Here is a 15,254-nt window from a genome sequence, read left to right as displayed (position 1 = left end):
TTTGCCAATATGGAAACAATCAATTGAATTGATTTCCATCTCATGAATAGTTCGTTCACCACCCCGATCCTAGGCAGAGAACAGGCCAAATCATAGCAATTTCGTATAGAATAAAGGATTACGCGCACGTCATGTCGTGAAAGGTGCGGCGTCACGGTACGACGGAACATCGCAAAGCGGGGCCTGCGAATGGCTACATACCAGCCTCAAAGCGGCGCGCGTGGGTAATCTCTGATCCAGCAACAGATGCCTTAGTTTTGGCACAATTGACCACATAGAGGCAGCCAACTGCTGCCAATCGCGATCACTTTTCGATCTTTTTGCCCTGTGCCGCATCAAAGATTCGCGTGCCGAAATAGCCAAGGCTAAACCCAACTGTCAGTCCGATCGCATTGCCGCTGTCAAAAATGGACGCCACAGACGCCGCGATAATCAAGCAAATCAGGACGGTGATTGCCCGATGTTCGACCGCATCGATTGGTACGACTTTGCGTAGTTTTGCGACAACTGGCTTACCGACAACCGGCTCTAGCTGAGGTACCAAGAAACCAGCGGCAGCAGCGATCAAAAATCCAAGCATTATTCGTCCCCTTTATTGTCCCAGAGTAAGCGTAAGCTGTGCGGGCCGTTCCTTTCAACCAACATTGTGATCTTTGCCCTTTCGGTGTAACCGGACTGCATGAAAGATAAAGCGATTACCGAACTCACAATCCGGCGTCCGGATGACTGGCATCTTCACCTGCGTGACGGCGCAATGTTGCAAGCGGTGCTGCCTGAAACGGCCCGCCATTTTGGTCGTGCGATCATTATGCCGAACCTTGTGCCGCCAGTCGTGACAGCGGATCAGGCCCGCGCCTACCGCGCGCGCATTATGGCCACCCTGCCCGCCGGCATGACGTTTGATCCACTGATGACGCTTTATCTGACAGAGGATACAGACCCCGAAGACGTTGCAGCCGCTTATGCAGACGGCACCGCCCGCGCGGTTAAACTGTATCCGGCTGGTGCGACGACCAATTCGGCGTCCGGTGTGTCGGATTTCGACAAAGTCCGGCCAGTTTTGGCCAAGATGGCCGAAATCGGGATGCCGCTGTGTGTGCATGGCGAAGTCACGAGCCACAACATCGATATCTTTGACCGCGAAGCGGTGTTTATCGACAAGGTGCTCAAGCCGATCCGCAAGAAAAACCCAGATCTTAAGGTCGTGATGGAACACGTCACAACGCAAGATGCCGTTGATTATGTGCGCGACAATAACAAGAACCTTGCTGCAACGATCACTACACACCATCTGATCATTAACCGGAATCACATTCTGGCAGGCGGGATCAAGCCGCATTTCTATTGCCTACCTGTAGCCAAACGTGAAACGCATCGCGTCGCATTGGTGCAGGCCGCTGTTTCCGGCGACAAACGCTTCTTCTTAGGCACCGATAGCGCACCGCATACGGACCCGAACAAGCTGCAAGAATGCGGCTGCGCAGGGATTTTCACCGCGCCGAACACTATGTCCTGCTTAGCAGAAGTGTTTGAAGCAGCAGGTGCGTTGGGGAAGCTTGAGGCATTCACGTCTTTGAACGGTCCATCTTTCTACGGCCTGCCTGCGAACGAGGCGACGATCACGCTGACCAAGGGCGAACCTGTCAGCTATCCCACACATATCGCCACAGACGACGGTCCCGTGACTGTGTTTAACCCAGGCTTCCCACTGCATTGGAATGTTTCCGTCTAACCCCACCTTTTCTAAAAAACCGATGCCTCCGGCGGAGGTATTTTGATCAAAAAAAGATGAGACCCACATGATCCCGACCTCCTACCCGCCCAAAGAAGAAATCGCGCGTTTGACGGCCGGGATGTTGATTGAAATTGGAGCCATTGATTTCAACGCGAAAGAACCGTTTACCCACGCCTCGGGCAAACAGGCGCCGACCTATGTGGATTGCCGTAAACTGATCTCTTTTCCGCGCATTCGTGCGACGTTGATGGATTTTCTGACCATTACAGTGATGCGTGAGGCTGGTTTCGAACAGTTCGACAACATTGCAGGTGGCGAAACTGCGGGCATCCCGTTTTCCGCACTTGTAGCCGAACGTATGGCGCTGCCGATGACATATGTCCGCAAAAAACCAAAAGGTTACGGGCGCAACGCCCGCATCGAAGGTGTAATGACCGAAGGCCAGCGCGTGTTGTTGGTCGAAGACCTGACCACCGACGGCGGATCAAAGCTGTCGTTTGTCGACGCAATCCGTGACACCGGTGCGACCTGCTCAGCAACAGCGGTGATCTTCTATTACGGCATCTTTGACGGTGTTGAAAAAACGCTGGGCGATCACGGAGTGCAACTGATCCATCTGTGCACATGGTGGGATATTCTCGCCGAAGCCAAACGGCGCAATGCCTTTGACGCCGCGACCCTGTCCGAAGTGAACGCATACCTGCATGATCCGGACGTTTGGTCGGCATCTCGGGGCTAGGCCACAAGAAAACTTATCCCCAAGCCTGTGGGTGAAAAGTGTGTTGTGCCGATTCCTTTGCTTGTAGATTCCCCCAGTGTTGTGAGTTGCTGACACGCGACCACAAGCTGTGGTACACTGTTTCAGGATGGCAAGTTACGCACAGCGTTGTCCCGTAGTTATCCCCCATCATTTCCAGATGGCGCTGAACAATCAGCCACGGTAGATAAAGCGCGGGACCACATAGGGGTGAAAAATGAACGAGATTGCGACATTCAACGCAACCGGAGAGGACGTGGAAACGGCCAATCAGATGCCACATTCGATTGAAGCGGAGCAACAGCTTCTGGGTGCAATTCTGACCAACAACGATGTGTTTGACCGTGTGGCATCCATCCTTGGGCCTGATCATTTCTACGATCCTGTGCATGCCCGCATCTTTGAAGTCGCCGCATCGCGGATCGCGAAGAACGCGCTCGCGTCCCCTGTGACGTTGAAGACCTTTCTTGAAGACGATGCAGGCCTACAAGAACTCGGCGGTCCGGCTTATCTGGCTCGTCTGGCTGGTGCAGCGATTTCTGCTTTCGCCGCCGCTGACTACGCGCAAATGATTTACGATCTGTCGGTCCGACGCGAATTGATCACCGTCGGCCAAGCGATCGCTGAAAAGGCTGCTAAAGTGGACGTGAAAAGCGAACCGCGCGAACAGATTGTTGAGGCGGAACAGGAACTTTATCGGCTGGCCGAGCAAGGCACGTCTGAAAGCGGCTTCCAAAGTTTCTTGAAAGCCGTGACCGAGGCTGTGAACATCGCGAACACCGCCTACCAGCGCGATGGCGATTTGTCCGGTGTCTCTACCGGTTTGATCGACATGGATAAAAAGCTGGGCGGTTTGCACAAATCCGACCTTTTGATCCTCGCCGGTCGTCCGTCGATGGGGAAAACATCGCTGGCCACAAACATCGCCTATAACGTCGCGAAGGCCTATAAAAAGGGCATTCTGCATGACGGGTCCGAAGGGGCTGTCAACGGGGGTGTCGTGGGATTCTATTCGCTCGAGATGTCGGCAGACCAGCTCGCCGCGCGTATTCTATCCGAGGCGGCAGAGGTGCCATCAGAACAAATCCGCCGTGGTGACATGACGGAAGCTGAATTTCGGCGGTTTGTTGAGGCAGCGAAGCAGTTGGAATCCTGCCCACTGTTTATCGACGACACGCCTGCTCTGCCGATTTCCCAGTTGGCCGCCCGTGCCCGTCGTTTGAAACGGACGCACGGACTTGATTTGTTGATCATCGACTATCTTCAGCTTGTGCGCGGCACCGGTCGATCCGAAAACCGTGTGAACGAAATTTCCGAGATCACGATGGGGATGAAAGCGATTGCGAAGGAACTGCAGATTCCGGTGATCGCACTGTCCCAGCTTTCGCGTCAGGTGGAAAACCGTGAAGATAAACGCCCGCAGCTGTCGGATTTGCGTGAATCGGGTTCGATTGAGCAAGACGCCGACGTCGTGATGTTCGTTTACCGTGAAGAATACTACGTCGAACGCGAAAAGCCGGGCGATCACGAAATGGAAAAGATGGCCCATTGGCAGGAACGCATGGAAAACCTGCACGGAAAGGCAGAGGTCGTGATCGGCAAACAGCGGCACGGTCCGATTGGCACGGTTGAGCTGTCATTTGAAGGACAGTTCACGCGCTTTGGTAACCTTGTTCAGCCTTGGCAGAATCCGAACCAGTCCGAAGAGTTCTGATGTAACGCCGTTTGAGGTTGCACGTTTACGATCTCGAACGGCAAGCGCTCCTAATACGACGCCAAAGACTTGTACTTTTCGAACCTAAGCTGGATTTTGCACTGCGGCGGCTTCCGCCGTGGTCACGCGCTGGTACAGATGCCAACTCGCGTGTCCCAATATCGGCATTGCCACAAACAGTCCCAAGAAGAACGGCAGCATCGCGATCAAAGTAATCACCGCGACGCTGATGCCCCAAATCAAATAGACCTGCGGTTTGCCGACAACTGCACCGATTGAAGTGATGATCGCTGTTACGAAATCGACGTCACGATCAAGCAGCATCGGCATGCCGAGCACTGACATCGCAAAAACGATCATGGCAAAAACACTGCCTACGGCGGTCCCGAAGCCAAGCATCATCAGTCCGTTCGGACTAAGGAATACATCCAAAGTGGATAGCACGTTCGTCATTGGTGACAGGCCAAGGAAAAGCGCGAAGATCATGTGCCCAAGAAAAAACCAGAACAGAAAAACCACCACGATGATCGCTGCCAACCAAGGCAGCTGCCCGCCGCGTTGCGACCAAACGGACCGCGTTATCGCAGCAAATGAAACGTCGTCATCTTCTTGAAGACGTTTGCTGGTCTCGTAAAAGCCAAGTGCCGCCAAACTACCCACTAACGGGTACCCCATAACGGCCAGAATTAACCAATATGTCGTCCCTGTGAGAACCGTAATTCCCGCCATCAGCAAACCTGCCAACACAAAGAAACTTGCGAAAAACAGACCAAGACCAGGTGCGGTGCTAAAGTCTTTCAGACCTGATCGCAGGCTTTCGGTCAGATCATTGAACGTCGGTGCGCGCAATGTCGGCGCGCAATGGGGGCGTGGTTGTGTCATGATCTGACTATGCCAAATCGGCGGAAAAAGTAAACGCAACTGCCTCGTGATTTGTTTTTTGACTATCCGCCCCCTATCTTTTGACGAAACCAGAGGGGGACCATTATGGTCAAAGACACTGATCCCGCGAACCTGAGCCGCTCGCAGGCCCACGCGTTACGACATGCCCGCGAATTGGAAGGCCATTTGACGTGGCTTGACGGGATCACAGGGACGGCGCTCGGCGTGCTGGCTGTCGCATCTGGAATTTACACGTACCTCGGTGTTTCATCTCTTCTGGATGATAATGGCGCGCTCAGTTTTATCGCGGCGATGGCCTATTCCGTCGCCGTGTCGGTCGCGATTTTTGTTTTCTGGTCCTACCTCATGCGCCTGTTGCCAGCCGTCCGCACGATGGGCGCGCGGATCGGGCTATTTCTGTCGATGTGTTTGGGATCGCTTGCGATTATCGCCATGTCATCATGGTTGAATGCCGCAGCATTGGCCGGGGCTGCTGCCGTAGAACAGCATCTTGCGACGACAGTTCAGGATTATCAGGCCGCGTTGGAACGCGCCAATACCATCGCCGTATCGGGCCAAGGCCTGCAACGTGATGTCGCGCGGGTCCGCCAAGGATTTGACGACCTGAGCGAACAGGAAGCCACCGGTAATTTATCAGGTATCGCGGGCCAAGGCGCTGTGTTCAGGTTGTTGCAGCAAAAGTCAGATGAACTTGCAGGGTTGGAGACACAAATCGCGTCACAACAACCCTTCGTCGATGCGGCATTCGCTGAAGGCAACGCCATCCTGTCACGAATGCGTGCGTTAACTGTTGAGGCGGGACCTGTTGAACCCCGTTCTGTCTTGTTTTCCGAAGAAGCCGTGCGCCTTGCGAACATCATCACACAGCTGCGCCAGCTATCCGTTGCCCCGCTTGTTGTACGTGCGGCGCAAGATTTGTCGGCCTCCGTCGTGACCCCGCAATTACGGTCTACGTCCGACGCCACACGCCAAGACCAAGCCGCGACGATCGATTCCGTATTAACCGTGTTGGGTCAACGTGCAGAGACTTTGCGCCTTGCCGCCGAGGCTGTGAATGGCATGACGCCGCCGTCCGATACCGTTTACACGCCGATTTCCACCGCCGATGCGGTAATCAAATACGCCGCGAACTTCATCCCGAGCTGGGCAGGCGCCATCGCGATTGACCTGTTACCCGCCGTTCTCGTGCTAATCATGACCGTGACCCAAGCCGCAATTCGTGTGGGTCGTGACGGATCAACGACGGAAGATATGATGACGCTCGCTGACCTGCGCGCCGCGATGATCGCGCTGAAAGAGGTTGAAGGCCACACCAGCGTCAAAGCCCCTGAACCGATCGCAGAACCACATCCGATCCCTGCCCCGCAGCCCGTCCCAATGACAAAGCCCGCAGAATGACCAAATTGGCGAAACGCGGCCCCGGTACGCTGCTGAAACTGGTCTTGTTCATTCAGCTTGGCTTTGCGGTGATGCTGTTTGGCTCCGATTTAGTACGGGTGCTGCCGCAGGCGATGTCGCCGTCGGACGCGCCGCAACTGACCGAACCCCTGCGCCCCGGTGATCAAACGCGTAGGTTCAATCCTGCGCAGGTCCCTGCCCGCGAAGCATCCCCCAATTCGCGCCCGTTGCCCAATACCGGCGACATGCCATCGCGGCTGTTGTTCGAAAGCGTACAGTGGGAAGGCCGCGACGTGGTGACGATGACCGGAGAAATCCAGCCGGGCGATGCCACACGGTTTGATGACTTTATCGACCGTGAAGGCGCACCAGAAGTGGTCTTCCTAAACAGTCCCGGCGGATCGGTCACCGATGCGTTGGTCATCGGCCAGACGATCCGTGACATGGAATCCGAGACCGCCATGTCCGACGCCGATGTCTGTCTGTCCGCCTGCCCTTATATTCTGGCAGCTGGCACCACCCGCAATATTCCCGAAGGTGCGTGGGTGGGCGTTCACCAACATTTCTTTGGCGAAAACATCGCTCTGCCCGCTTTTCTAGCCGTTGAAGACATTCAGCGCGGTCAGGGCGACGTCATGACGTACCTCGATCAAATGGGAATCGATCCGCTTGTGATGCAGCACGCCCTAGTGACACCGCCCGACGAAATCTATTTGCTGACCCAAGCCGAACTTCGCACCTATCATTTTCTACCTGAAATCGCCGATGATAACGCGAACTGACAGCTTTTTCTTGACCTCCGCCCCCGGAGTGACAAAAGGGGTCGCATGAGCACTGGACACTTATCAATCGACCTTTCCGCTGTGGCCGCCAACTGGCGTGCCCTTGACGCAAAAACAACCGTGGAAACGGGGGCTGTCGTTAAGGCAGACGGCTATGGATTAGGTGCGGCACGCGTTGCAAAGGCTTTGGCCAATGTGGGTGCGCGTCGTTTTTTTGTGGCGATTGCTGAAGAAGGTGCTGCTGTCCGTCAGGCATTGGGACCGGACGTTGAAATCAGCGTATTCTCCGGCCACATGGACGGCGACACCGCTTTGATCCGTGATCTGAACCTGACGCCGATGTTGAATTCTGTGGATCAGGTGTCGCGTCATCTGGAACATCTGCCCGGCCACGGGTTTGGTCTTCAGCTTGATACCGGTATGAACCGTCTCGGAATGGAATGGGACGAATGGGCCGCTGTTGCCGAAGTTGTGCTGGCACAGCGCCCGTCCATGGTGATGAGCCATCTGGCCTGCGCCGACGATCCCGATCACCCGATGAACCCGTATCAATTGGATATCTTCCATAAAATGACCGACGGGATCACCACGCCGCGGTCCCTTTCTGCGACGGGTGGGATGCTTTTGGGTGCGGATTACCATTTCGACATTTGCCGTCCGGGGATCGGCCTTTACGGCGGCGCGCCGTTTAAGGATGCCCGCGCGGTCGCGCGACTTGATCTGCCCGTTATTCAGGTCCGCGCCTTGGACGCAGGCGAAGTCGCAGGCTACGGCAACTCATGGCAGGCCGCGCGTCCGTCGCGCATCGCGACTGTATCCGCTGGCTACGCAGACGGATTGATCCGCGCGATGTCAGACCGCGCCACGCTGTGGTACGACGACCATCCCTGCCCGCTGATCGGCCGCGTGTCTATGGATTTACTGACTGTAGACGTCACCGATCTTGGCTTTGATCCAGAGGCGCTGACGATCCTCGGGCCAAAACAATCGGTGGATCAATTGGCCGACCGTGCAGGCACGATTGGTTATGAAATCCTCACATCGCTTGGTAACCGCTACAGCCGCCAATCCGTCACCGGATGATGTTTCTGGCCGCGATAGGTGCGGCAGTGCTGGGCGCACTTGCGGCCCTTGGTCGGTTTACGATGTTTACCGGCCAAACGATTAGCCACCTTGTACGGCCGCCGTTTTATGGGGGCGCCTTTGGTCAGGCACTCATCCAGATCGGTTTCTTTTCTCTGCCTGTTGTCGGTCTGACCGCGTTTTTTACCGGCGGTGCATTGGCATTGCAAATCTATTCTGGCGGTGCGCGTTTCTCGGCAGAGGCTGTCGTTCCCCAGATTGTGGCCATCGGCATGGTCCGGGAACTGGGTCCTGTGTTGGTTGGCCTCATGATTGCAGCACGCGTCACGTCGTCCATTGCCGCTGAAGTCGCCACGATGAAAGTGACCGAACAAATCGACGCGTTGGTCACACTATCCACCCACCCGATGAAATACCTCACACTGCCTCGCGTGTTAGCTGCAACGTTGATGATGCCGGTTCTGGTGGCGGTTGGTGATACCATCGGGATTTTTGGCGGATATCTGGTCGCCACACAACGGTTGGGTTTTAATGCGGCCAGCTACATTCAAAACACATTCGATTTTCTCGAAGCTTTGGACATCGCGTCTTCATTGGTCAAAGGAGCGGTCTTCGGTTTCATCGCAGCGCTTGTTGGATGCTACTACGGTATGCATTCCGAACGTGGTGCAATGGGCGTGGGGCGCGCAACAAAAGGCGCGGTGGTTGCCGCGTCAGTTTTGATACTTGCTGCCAACTTCTTCCTCACAGAAGCGTTTTTCAGCACATGATTACCCTTTCCGGCGTTCATAAGACCTTTGAAGGCAATCACGTACTGCGCGGCGTGGACCTGTCGGTCGGGCGCGGCGAAAGTATGGTCATCATCGGCGGGTCTGGGTCTGGTAAGTCTGTGCTTATCAAATGCATTCTTGGGCTCCTGACGCCGGATGCGGGTCAGATCACGATTGACGGTGCTGCGATGACGCCGAAAACCCAAGCTGGCTTTCTGGATCGTTTCGGCATGTTGTTCCAAGGTGGCGCGTTGTTCGACAGCCTGCCCGTTTGGCAAAACGTGGCGTTCCGCCTGCTGCGCGGTCCACGTAAGGCGCAGGCCCGTGATATTGCGATTGCAAAACTTGCGCAGGTCGGGCTGACCGCAGATAGCGCTGACCGCTACCCCTCTGAACTGTCGGGCGGCATGCAAAAACGTGTGGGGCTGGCCCGTGCGATTGCGGCTGATCCGGAAGTAATTTTCTTCGACGAACCGACCACTGGGCTCGACCCGATTATGGCAGGCGTGATCAATGATCTGATCCGCAATGTTGTGACGGACCTTGGTGTCACTGCCGTGACGATCACCCACGACATGACGTCGGTTGATACGATCGCGGATCACGTCGCGATGCTGCACGACGGGGTCATCCGCTGGATTGGACCGAAAACGGCGATGGGTGATGCTGATGATCCCCACCTGAAACAGTTCATTGCTGGGTCGACCGAAGGGCTGATCAAGGCGCGCTGGTAACTGCGATTCGTTCGAAATTAGCGACTGCTCCGGTCAATCTGTCAAAAAGAAGGCAATTGTGACACTTTGCGCAACAACCCTGACGTGAATGTCATTGTTTCGTATTTCGCAACGGCGCGATCTTACCGCTTGTTAACCATTTCCCCTTAGAATGCGGGCGATCCGCACTAACATGCCATCAAAGACAAAACACGACACGCGCGAACCAAGAGCGCAAATCATTCGCAATTCGGAAACAATACCGGATCATTTTGCGCCCTGAATGCACCTGAAAGAGTAACAGTCGCTTCTTGTCCCCAATTCCCCTTTGGCAGTTGGCGAGTCTTCGCCTATCTTAAGAACATCCTAAGCATTTGGGGGAATGCACCTTGTTTTTGTTTCTGCGCAATTTGGCGCGCATGTGCCACGCGCTTTCATTGTTTCTGGTTGCTGCTATTGCATTGGCGTTGGCCTTTTACACCGTCATGTGTGCGTTTGGGCAGTCGACTTGGCTGACGATGCCTTTGACATTTGGCGAAACCACAATCCCCGAAGCAGGCATGTACCTACAAATCATTCTGACCGTGCTTGTCGGGTCAATGGCTTTTTATCTACCGACCAACACGCGGATCATGGCGCTTGAAAACAGCCACCGCAAATTCCAGATTTCGATGCACGATGTGGCCAAAGCATATCACGAAGTGCATACGGCCGACCGGTCTGGCGTTTTTACACTGTCATCCGAATTTGATGCCATCCGCGAACGGTTGGCCTACCTGCGTGACCATCCGGATATGGAACAGCTGGAACCGTCTGTGATGGAAGTTGCCGCACAAATGAGCCAGCAATCACGCCATCTGGCAGATGTTTATTCCGATGAGAAAGTTGCGCGTGCCAAGGCGTTCTTGGTTCAGCGGCAGGAAGAAGCAGAAAAGCAGCAAGAGCGTATCGTTGAAGCGCTGCACGCCTGCACTGAAATTCGCAAATGGGCACAACAGGTGGAACTTGAAGAAAGCATCGTCGCGTCGCAACTGGCCCAGCTTGATGAAAAACTGCAAAAGGCCCTGCCCGCTTTGGGGTATTCGCTAGAACATGACGATGGTGATGAATTCATGGAAGACCTCACCATGCCGGATCTGAAAAAGGACGTTGACAGCAACGTGCTGATTTTAGCACAAAAGCCAGCCGCGGAATAACCCGCCCTTGCGCAAAGGCGGACCGCATCACCATCTATGATCAAGCGACATAAATGGTGAAGGCGTACATGCAGACGGCCCTGAAGATCACAAACCTAAGCCTGTTGGTTTTGTTTCCCATCGCGTGGTTTGCGCCGTTGATGCGCGCAGGCCTGCTACCGTTGTTCGGACTATCCGAAATTTCCGTCATTTCCGGTTTACAGAGCCTTTGGAAATCAGATGTATTTCTGGCGTTGGTCGTCACGGTCTTCGCGCTTTTCGCGCCGTACCTGAAGACAATAGGCCTCGCGTTAGTTCATTTTGATCTGCTCAAGGCGAAAACGCTGCCAGTGCTGAGCTATATGGGCAAATTGGCGATGGCCGATATCTTCCTGATTGCATTGTACATTGTGCTTGCGAAAGGCGTTGGCATCGGCAAAGTGGAAACCGCATGGGGCCTTTATTTGTTCACGACCTGCATCGTCGTGTCTTTGCTGATCTCGATGTTCACCACAAAATCTGCCCCCACCGACTGACCCCGGTTTTCCGGAAAGTTCGCGTTTGCGCATTTGCATTGCGGCCCATGTCAAAATGGGACAAAACGGAAACATGGCTAAATCGTTAAATTACACCTGCAATGAATGTGGCGCCTCCAGCACGAAATGGTCAGGCCAATGCGACGCGTGTCAGGCTTGGAATTCGATTGTCGAGGAAAAGCCGCTTGCGGCCGGACCCGGCAAAAAATCACTGGGCGCGCGACGCGGAAAACCGATCCCGCTAACCGATCTTGCCACAGTCGGTGAAGCCCCGCCCCGCACGATGTCTGGAGTTGGCGAATTGGACCGTGTGCTTGGCGGCGGCTTGGTGAAGGCGTCCGCCCTATTGGTTGGCGGCGATCCCGGGATCGGGAAATCGACGTTGCTATTGCAGGCTGCCGCCCGCTTTGCCCGAAACGGGCTAAAGGTCGTTTACATCTCAGGCGAAGAATCTGCGGCCCAAGTCCAGATGCGCGCCCGTCGTTTGGGGCTGCATGAAAGTCCCGTGGCGCTCGCCTCCGAGACAAACCTGCGCGACATTCTCACCACCCTTGAGGCCGAAAAGCCCGATTTCGCGATTATCGATTCGATCCAGACCATGTGGGCCGACCACGTAGACAGTGCCCCCGGATCCGTGTCGCAGGTCCGCACCTGTGCCCATGAATTGACGACATTTGCAAAGAACCATGACGTTGCCATTGTGATGGTCGGCCACGTCACCAAAGAAGGTGCAATTGCCGGCCCGCGTGTCGTTGAGCATATGGTCGATACGGTGCTGTATTTCGAAGGCGAACGCGGCCATCAGTTCCGGATTTTGCGATCCGTGAAAAACCGCTTTGGCCCTGCTGATGAAATTGGCGTGTTTGAAATGACCGGCAAAGGGCTGGCGGAGGTGAAGAATCCCTCTGCTCTTTTCCTGTCAGAACGCACCCCTGCACCCGGATCAGTCGTGTTTGGCGGTATCGAAGGCACCCGTCCGATGCTTTGCGAGATCCAAGCGCTTGTGGCCCCTTCGCCACACAGCCAACCCCGCCGATCCGTCGTCGGATGGGACAGCGGGCGGCTTGCGATGATCCTCGCGGTGCTCGAATCACGCTGTGGTGTCCCCTTCACCGGATTGGACGTTTATCTTAATGTAGCAGGGGGTTTGCGCATTTCAGAGCCAGCCGCGGACCTTGCCGTGGCGGCCGCGCTCGTTTCGGCGCGAGAAGACGCAGCATTGCCAAAAGAATCGGTGGTTTTTGGCGAAATCAGTCTGTCCGGTGCGTTGCGTCCTGTCGTTCAGACGGAAAATAGATTGAAAGAAGCGGCAAAACTTGGTTTTACCTCCGCAATCACGCCGCAACAGACCAAACAGGTCGCGGCGTCCGGTCTGACTTTGCGGCAACCGCAAGATTTGGCTGGTTTTGTTGAAGAGGTATTCGGCGCAAGATCCTAGGCGTCGGGCAAGAGGAACGACATGGACTTTACAATCATCGACGGCGTCGTCGCGATCATCATCGTGCTTTCCGCCCTACTGGCCTACAGCCGTGGCTTTGTCCGCGAAGCAATGGCCATCGCGGGATGGATTGGGGCCACAATCTTGGCCTTTATCTTTGCCGATCAGGTGCAACCGCTGATCCGTCAGATTCCGGTTGTTGGCGACTTTATCGGCGATAGCTGTGAATTGTCGATCATCGCTTCTTTCGCAGCCGTATTCGCTGTGGCCCTCGTCGTCGTGTCGATCTTCACGCCGCTGTTCTCTAGCATCATCCAACGGTCCGCCCTTGGTGGTCTGGATCAAGGGCTTGGTTTTGTCTTTGGCGTGGCGCGCGGCATCTTGCTCGTTGCGGTCGCGTTCTTCGTTTACCAAACAGTTCTTTCCACACAGAAAATCGAAATGATCGAAAACAGCCGTTCTGCTGTGATCTTCTCGCAGTTCACCGGCACGATCGGCGAACGTGATCCCGAAGCAGCACTTGGCTGGATCACCACCCAATACGAGCAGTTGGTCGGCGATTGCGGCGCAACAGAGCCCGCCGAGACACTGACAACCGAGTAAGACAATCAAAGGTGCGCTGCGGCGCACCTTTTCATTTGTGGGATGCCCGATCTATGGGCGTGACTCTGTCGTCCCAAATGATTAAGACGCCCCTAAACGCAGCCACTGGATATGGAAAGCTCACCTTGTCCCATCAGATGCCCCCTGCCCACCCTTTTGACGATGATAAGCTCAAGGAGGAATGCGGCGTCTTTGGCGTCGTCGGTGTTAGCAACGCCGCCAACTTTGTAGCCCTTGGTCTTCACGCCCTACAGCACCGCGGCCAAGAAGCGGGCGGCATCGTCACCCACCATCCAGAGACAGGGTTCCACCAAGCCCGCCGTATGGGTCTGGTCCGCGATAACTTCACCTCTGCCGAGATGATCGAACGCCTGCCAGGTCCGATTGGGATTGGCCACGTGCGCTATTCGACTGCCGGCAACAAAGGGCAGCGCACCGAAATCCGTGATGTGCAGCCGTTCTTCGGTGAATTTTCCATGGGTGGGGCTGCGATTGCCCACAACGGGAACATCACCAATGCGATGTCTTTGCGCAAAGAGTTGACGGAACGCGGATCAATTTTCCAATCGTCATCTGATTCCGAATGCATCATCCACCTGATGGCCCGCTCCATGGGCAAAACCATTCCTGACCGGATGGAAGAAGCCCTGCGGAAAGTCGAAGGCGCGTTTTCCGTCGTCGCGATGACCCGCACAAAGCTGATCGGCTGCCGCGATCCGTTAGGCGTGCGTCCGTTGGTTCTGGGTAAGGTCGGCGATGGCTGGGTTTTGTCTTCCGAGACTTGTGCGCTTGATATCATCGGCGCGGAATTCATTCGTGAAATCGAAGCTGGCGAAATGGTGGTGATTTCGGACAAAGGCGTCGAAAGCCATTTCCCTTTCCGCCGTGCAAAGTCTCGCTTCTGTATTTTTGAGCATGTATATTTCAGCCGTCCGGACAGCCAGCTTGGCGGTCGGTCCGTTTATGAGACGCGCGAAAACATCGGTCGCGAACTGGCCAAGGAAAACCCCGTTGAAGCTGATCTGGTTTGCCCGGTTCCGGATTCTGGGACCCCTGCTGCGATTGGCTATTCGTTGGAATCCGGTATCCCGTTTGCCATGGGGATTATCCGCAACAACTACATGGGCAGGACATTTATCGAGCCGACTGAACAGATCCGCAACATGGGTGTTCTGTTGAAACTCAATGTCAATAAGGCGCTGATCAAAGGCAAACGCGTGATCTTGGTTGATGACAGTGTTGTACGCGGCACAACCAGCCGCAAGATCAAGGAAATGGTGCTGGATGCAGGCGCGGCCGAAGTCCACTTCCGCATCGCATCCCCGCCAACAGCTTGGCCGTGCTTCTACGGGGTCGATACGCCGGAACGCGAAAAGCTGCTGGCCGCGACTATGTCCGAAGAAGAAATGCGGGTGCATCTGGGCGTTGATAGTTTGAAATTCATCTCGCTGGATGGGCTGTACCGCGCAGTTGGCGAAAAAGATGGCCGCAATGCAGCGTCGCCTGCCTATTGCGACGCATGTTTTTCCGGCGAATACCCGATCGCCCCTTCTGACATGATCGAACAAGGCTTTAAAGCGAAGCAGGCCGCCGAATAGGCCAGCGAAACGTTTCCTAAACTTTTCCATGCGATCCACAAAGCATCCA

15 protein-coding genes are annotated in these 15,254 nt (G+C 55.2%); 13 read left to right on the top strand and 2 right to left on the bottom strand.

Going from position 1 to position 15,254, the window contains the following annotated elements; all coding sequences use genetic code 11:
• Window positions 1-304: 304 nt before the first annotated feature.
• A complete protein-coding gene (locus tag MWU61_RS03590; protein WP_247126877.1) occupies window positions 305-580 on the bottom strand; it encodes a hypothetical protein in 276 nt (91 codons plus the stop codon).
• A gap of 99 nt (window positions 581-679) precedes the next feature.
• Here MWU61_RS03590 and pyrC point away from each other — a divergent pair, with 99 nt between their 5' ends.
• The 3 genes from pyrC to MWU61_RS03575 all read left to right on the top strand — a co-directional run bounded on the left by pyrC (window position 680) and on the right by MWU61_RS03575 (window position 4,206).
• Window positions 680-1,732, top strand: a complete 1,053-nt coding sequence (gene pyrC, locus MWU61_RS03585) for a dihydroorotase (RefSeq protein WP_247126876.1) — start codon at window positions 680-682, stop codon at window positions 1,730-1,732.
• Between the two features lie 67 nt (window positions 1,733-1,799).
• Window positions 1,800-2,474, top strand: a complete 675-nt coding sequence (locus MWU61_RS03580; protein ID WP_247126875.1) for an orotate phosphoribosyltransferase — start codon at window positions 1,800-1,802, stop codon at window positions 2,472-2,474.
• 235 nt (window positions 2,475-2,709) lie between these two features.
• On the top strand, window positions 2,710-4,206 hold the full coding sequence (locus tag MWU61_RS03575) for a replicative DNA helicase (RefSeq protein ID WP_247126874.1): 1,497 nt from the start codon (window positions 2,710-2,712) through the stop codon (window positions 4,204-4,206).
• 84 nt (window positions 4,207-4,290) lie between these two features.
• Here MWU61_RS03575 and MWU61_RS03570 read toward each other — a convergent pair whose 3' ends face one another.
• The gene (locus tag MWU61_RS03570; RefSeq protein ID WP_247126873.1) at window positions 4,291-5,088 is read right to left on the bottom strand and encodes a DUF2189 domain-containing protein; all 798 of its coding nucleotides are present in this window, start codon (window positions 5,086-5,088) and stop codon (window positions 4,291-4,293) included.
• A gap of 105 nt (window positions 5,089-5,193) precedes the next feature.
• Between MWU61_RS03570 and MWU61_RS03565 the strand changes: the two genes are divergently transcribed.
• The 10 genes from MWU61_RS03565 (at window position 5,194) to purF (ending at window position 15,205) form a co-directional block, all read left to right on the top strand.
• Window positions 5,194-6,507, top strand: coding sequence for a hypothetical protein (locus MWU61_RS03565; RefSeq protein WP_247126872.1), 1,314 nt, complete (start codon window positions 5,194-5,196; stop codon window positions 6,505-6,507).
• Window positions 6,504-7,289 carry an ATP-dependent Clp protease proteolytic subunit gene (locus tag MWU61_RS03560; protein WP_247126871.1) on the top strand — a complete coding sequence of 262 codons (786 nt, stop codon included), beginning with the start codon at window positions 6,504-6,506 and terminating at the stop codon, window positions 7,287-7,289. Before MWU61_RS03565 ends, MWU61_RS03560 begins: the two co-directional genes overlap by 4 nt.
• Window positions 7,290-7,334: 45 nt before the next feature.
• On the top strand, window positions 7,335-8,372 hold the full coding sequence (gene alr, locus MWU61_RS03555; protein WP_247126870.1) for an alanine racemase: 1,038 nt from the start codon (window positions 7,335-7,337) through the stop codon (window positions 8,370-8,372).
• Window positions 8,369-9,142 carry an ABC transporter permease gene (locus tag MWU61_RS03550; RefSeq protein WP_247126869.1) on the top strand — a complete coding sequence of 258 codons (774 nt, stop codon included), beginning with the start codon at window positions 8,369-8,371 and terminating at the stop codon, window positions 9,140-9,142. The genes alr and MWU61_RS03550 overlap by 4 nt, the downstream gene beginning before the upstream one ends.
• Window positions 9,139-9,876, top strand: a complete 738-nt coding sequence (locus MWU61_RS03545; RefSeq protein ID WP_247126868.1) for an ATP-binding cassette domain-containing protein — start codon at window positions 9,139-9,141, stop codon at window positions 9,874-9,876. Before MWU61_RS03550 ends, MWU61_RS03545 begins: the two co-directional genes overlap by 4 nt.
• A 368-nt stretch (window positions 9,877-10,244) precedes the next feature.
• Complete coding sequence (locus tag MWU61_RS03540; RefSeq protein WP_247126867.1) at window positions 10,245-11,051, top strand: DNA repair protein; 807 nt, start codon at window positions 10,245-10,247, stop codon at window positions 11,049-11,051.
• A gap of 68 nt (window positions 11,052-11,119) precedes the next feature.
• Window positions 11,120-11,566: a paraquat-inducible protein A gene (locus MWU61_RS03535; protein WP_247126866.1), complete on the top strand. Its 447-nt coding sequence runs from the start codon at window positions 11,120-11,122 to the stop codon at window positions 11,564-11,566.
• A gap of 73 nt (window positions 11,567-11,639) precedes the next feature.
• Window positions 11,640-13,004 carry a DNA repair protein RadA gene (gene radA, locus MWU61_RS03530; protein WP_247126865.1) on the top strand — a complete coding sequence of 455 codons (1,365 nt, stop codon included), beginning with the start codon at window positions 11,640-11,642 and terminating at the stop codon, window positions 13,002-13,004.
• 21 nt (window positions 13,005-13,025) lie between these two features.
• Entirely contained in the window at window positions 13,026-13,607 is a 582-nt protein-coding gene (locus MWU61_RS03525; protein ID WP_247126864.1) for a CvpA family protein, read from the top strand.
• A gap of 137 nt (window positions 13,608-13,744) precedes the next feature.
• A complete protein-coding gene (gene purF / locus MWU61_RS03520) occupies window positions 13,745-15,205 on the top strand; it encodes an amidophosphoribosyltransferase (protein ID WP_247127209.1) in 1,461 nt (486 codons plus the stop codon).
• Window positions 15,206-15,254: the final 49 nt, after the last annotated feature.

The organism is Loktanella sp. F6476L (genome assembly GCF_023015725.1).
Classification (GTDB): Bacteria; Pseudomonadota; Alphaproteobacteria; order Rhodobacterales; family Rhodobacteraceae; genus Yoonia.
The sequence above is the reverse complement of the archived record's forward strand: the minus strand, read 5'-3'. Positions and strand labels throughout refer to the sequence as shown.

Coding starts and splice junctions, on each gene's coding strand:
- MWU61_RS03535 (WP_247126866.1), top strand. CDS start 11,120: ATGCAGACGGCCCTGAAGATCACAAACCTAAGCCTGTTGGTTTTGTTT.
- MWU61_RS03525 (WP_247126864.1), top strand. CDS start 13,026: ATGGACTTTACAATCATCGACGGCGTCGTCGCGATCATCATCGTGCTT.
- MWU61_RS03565 (WP_247126872.1), top strand. CDS start 5,194: ATGGTCAAAGACACTGATCCCGCGAACCTGAGCCGCTCGCAGGCCCAC.
- purF (WP_247127209.1), top strand. CDS start 13,745: ATGCCCCCTGCCCACCCTTTTGACGATGATAAGCTCAAGGAGGAATGC.
- MWU61_RS03560 (WP_247126871.1), top strand. CDS start 6,504: ATGACCAAATTGGCGAAACGCGGCCCCGGTACGCTGCTGAAACTGGTC.
- radA (WP_247126865.1), top strand. CDS start 11,640: ATGGCTAAATCGTTAAATTACACCTGCAATGAATGTGGCGCCTCCAGC.
- MWU61_RS03550 (WP_247126869.1), top strand. CDS start 8,369: ATGATGTTTCTGGCCGCGATAGGTGCGGCAGTGCTGGGCGCACTTGCG.
- pyrC (WP_247126876.1), top strand. CDS start 680: ATGAAAGATAAAGCGATTACCGAACTCACAATCCGGCGTCCGGATGAC.
- alr (WP_247126870.1), top strand. CDS start 7,335: ATGAGCACTGGACACTTATCAATCGACCTTTCCGCTGTGGCCGCCAAC.
- MWU61_RS03545 (WP_247126868.1), top strand. CDS start 9,139: ATGATTACCCTTTCCGGCGTTCATAAGACCTTTGAAGGCAATCACGTA.
- MWU61_RS03570 (WP_247126873.1), bottom strand. CDS start 5,088: ATGACACAACCACGCCCCCATTGCGCGCCGACATTGCGCGCACCGACG.
- MWU61_RS03580 (WP_247126875.1), top strand. CDS start 1,800: ATGATCCCGACCTCCTACCCGCCCAAAGAAGAAATCGCGCGTTTGACG.
- MWU61_RS03575 (WP_247126874.1), top strand. CDS start 2,710: ATGAACGAGATTGCGACATTCAACGCAACCGGAGAGGACGTGGAAACG.
- MWU61_RS03590 (WP_247126877.1), bottom strand. CDS start 580: ATGCTTGGATTTTTGATCGCTGCTGCCGCTGGTTTCTTGGTACCTCAG.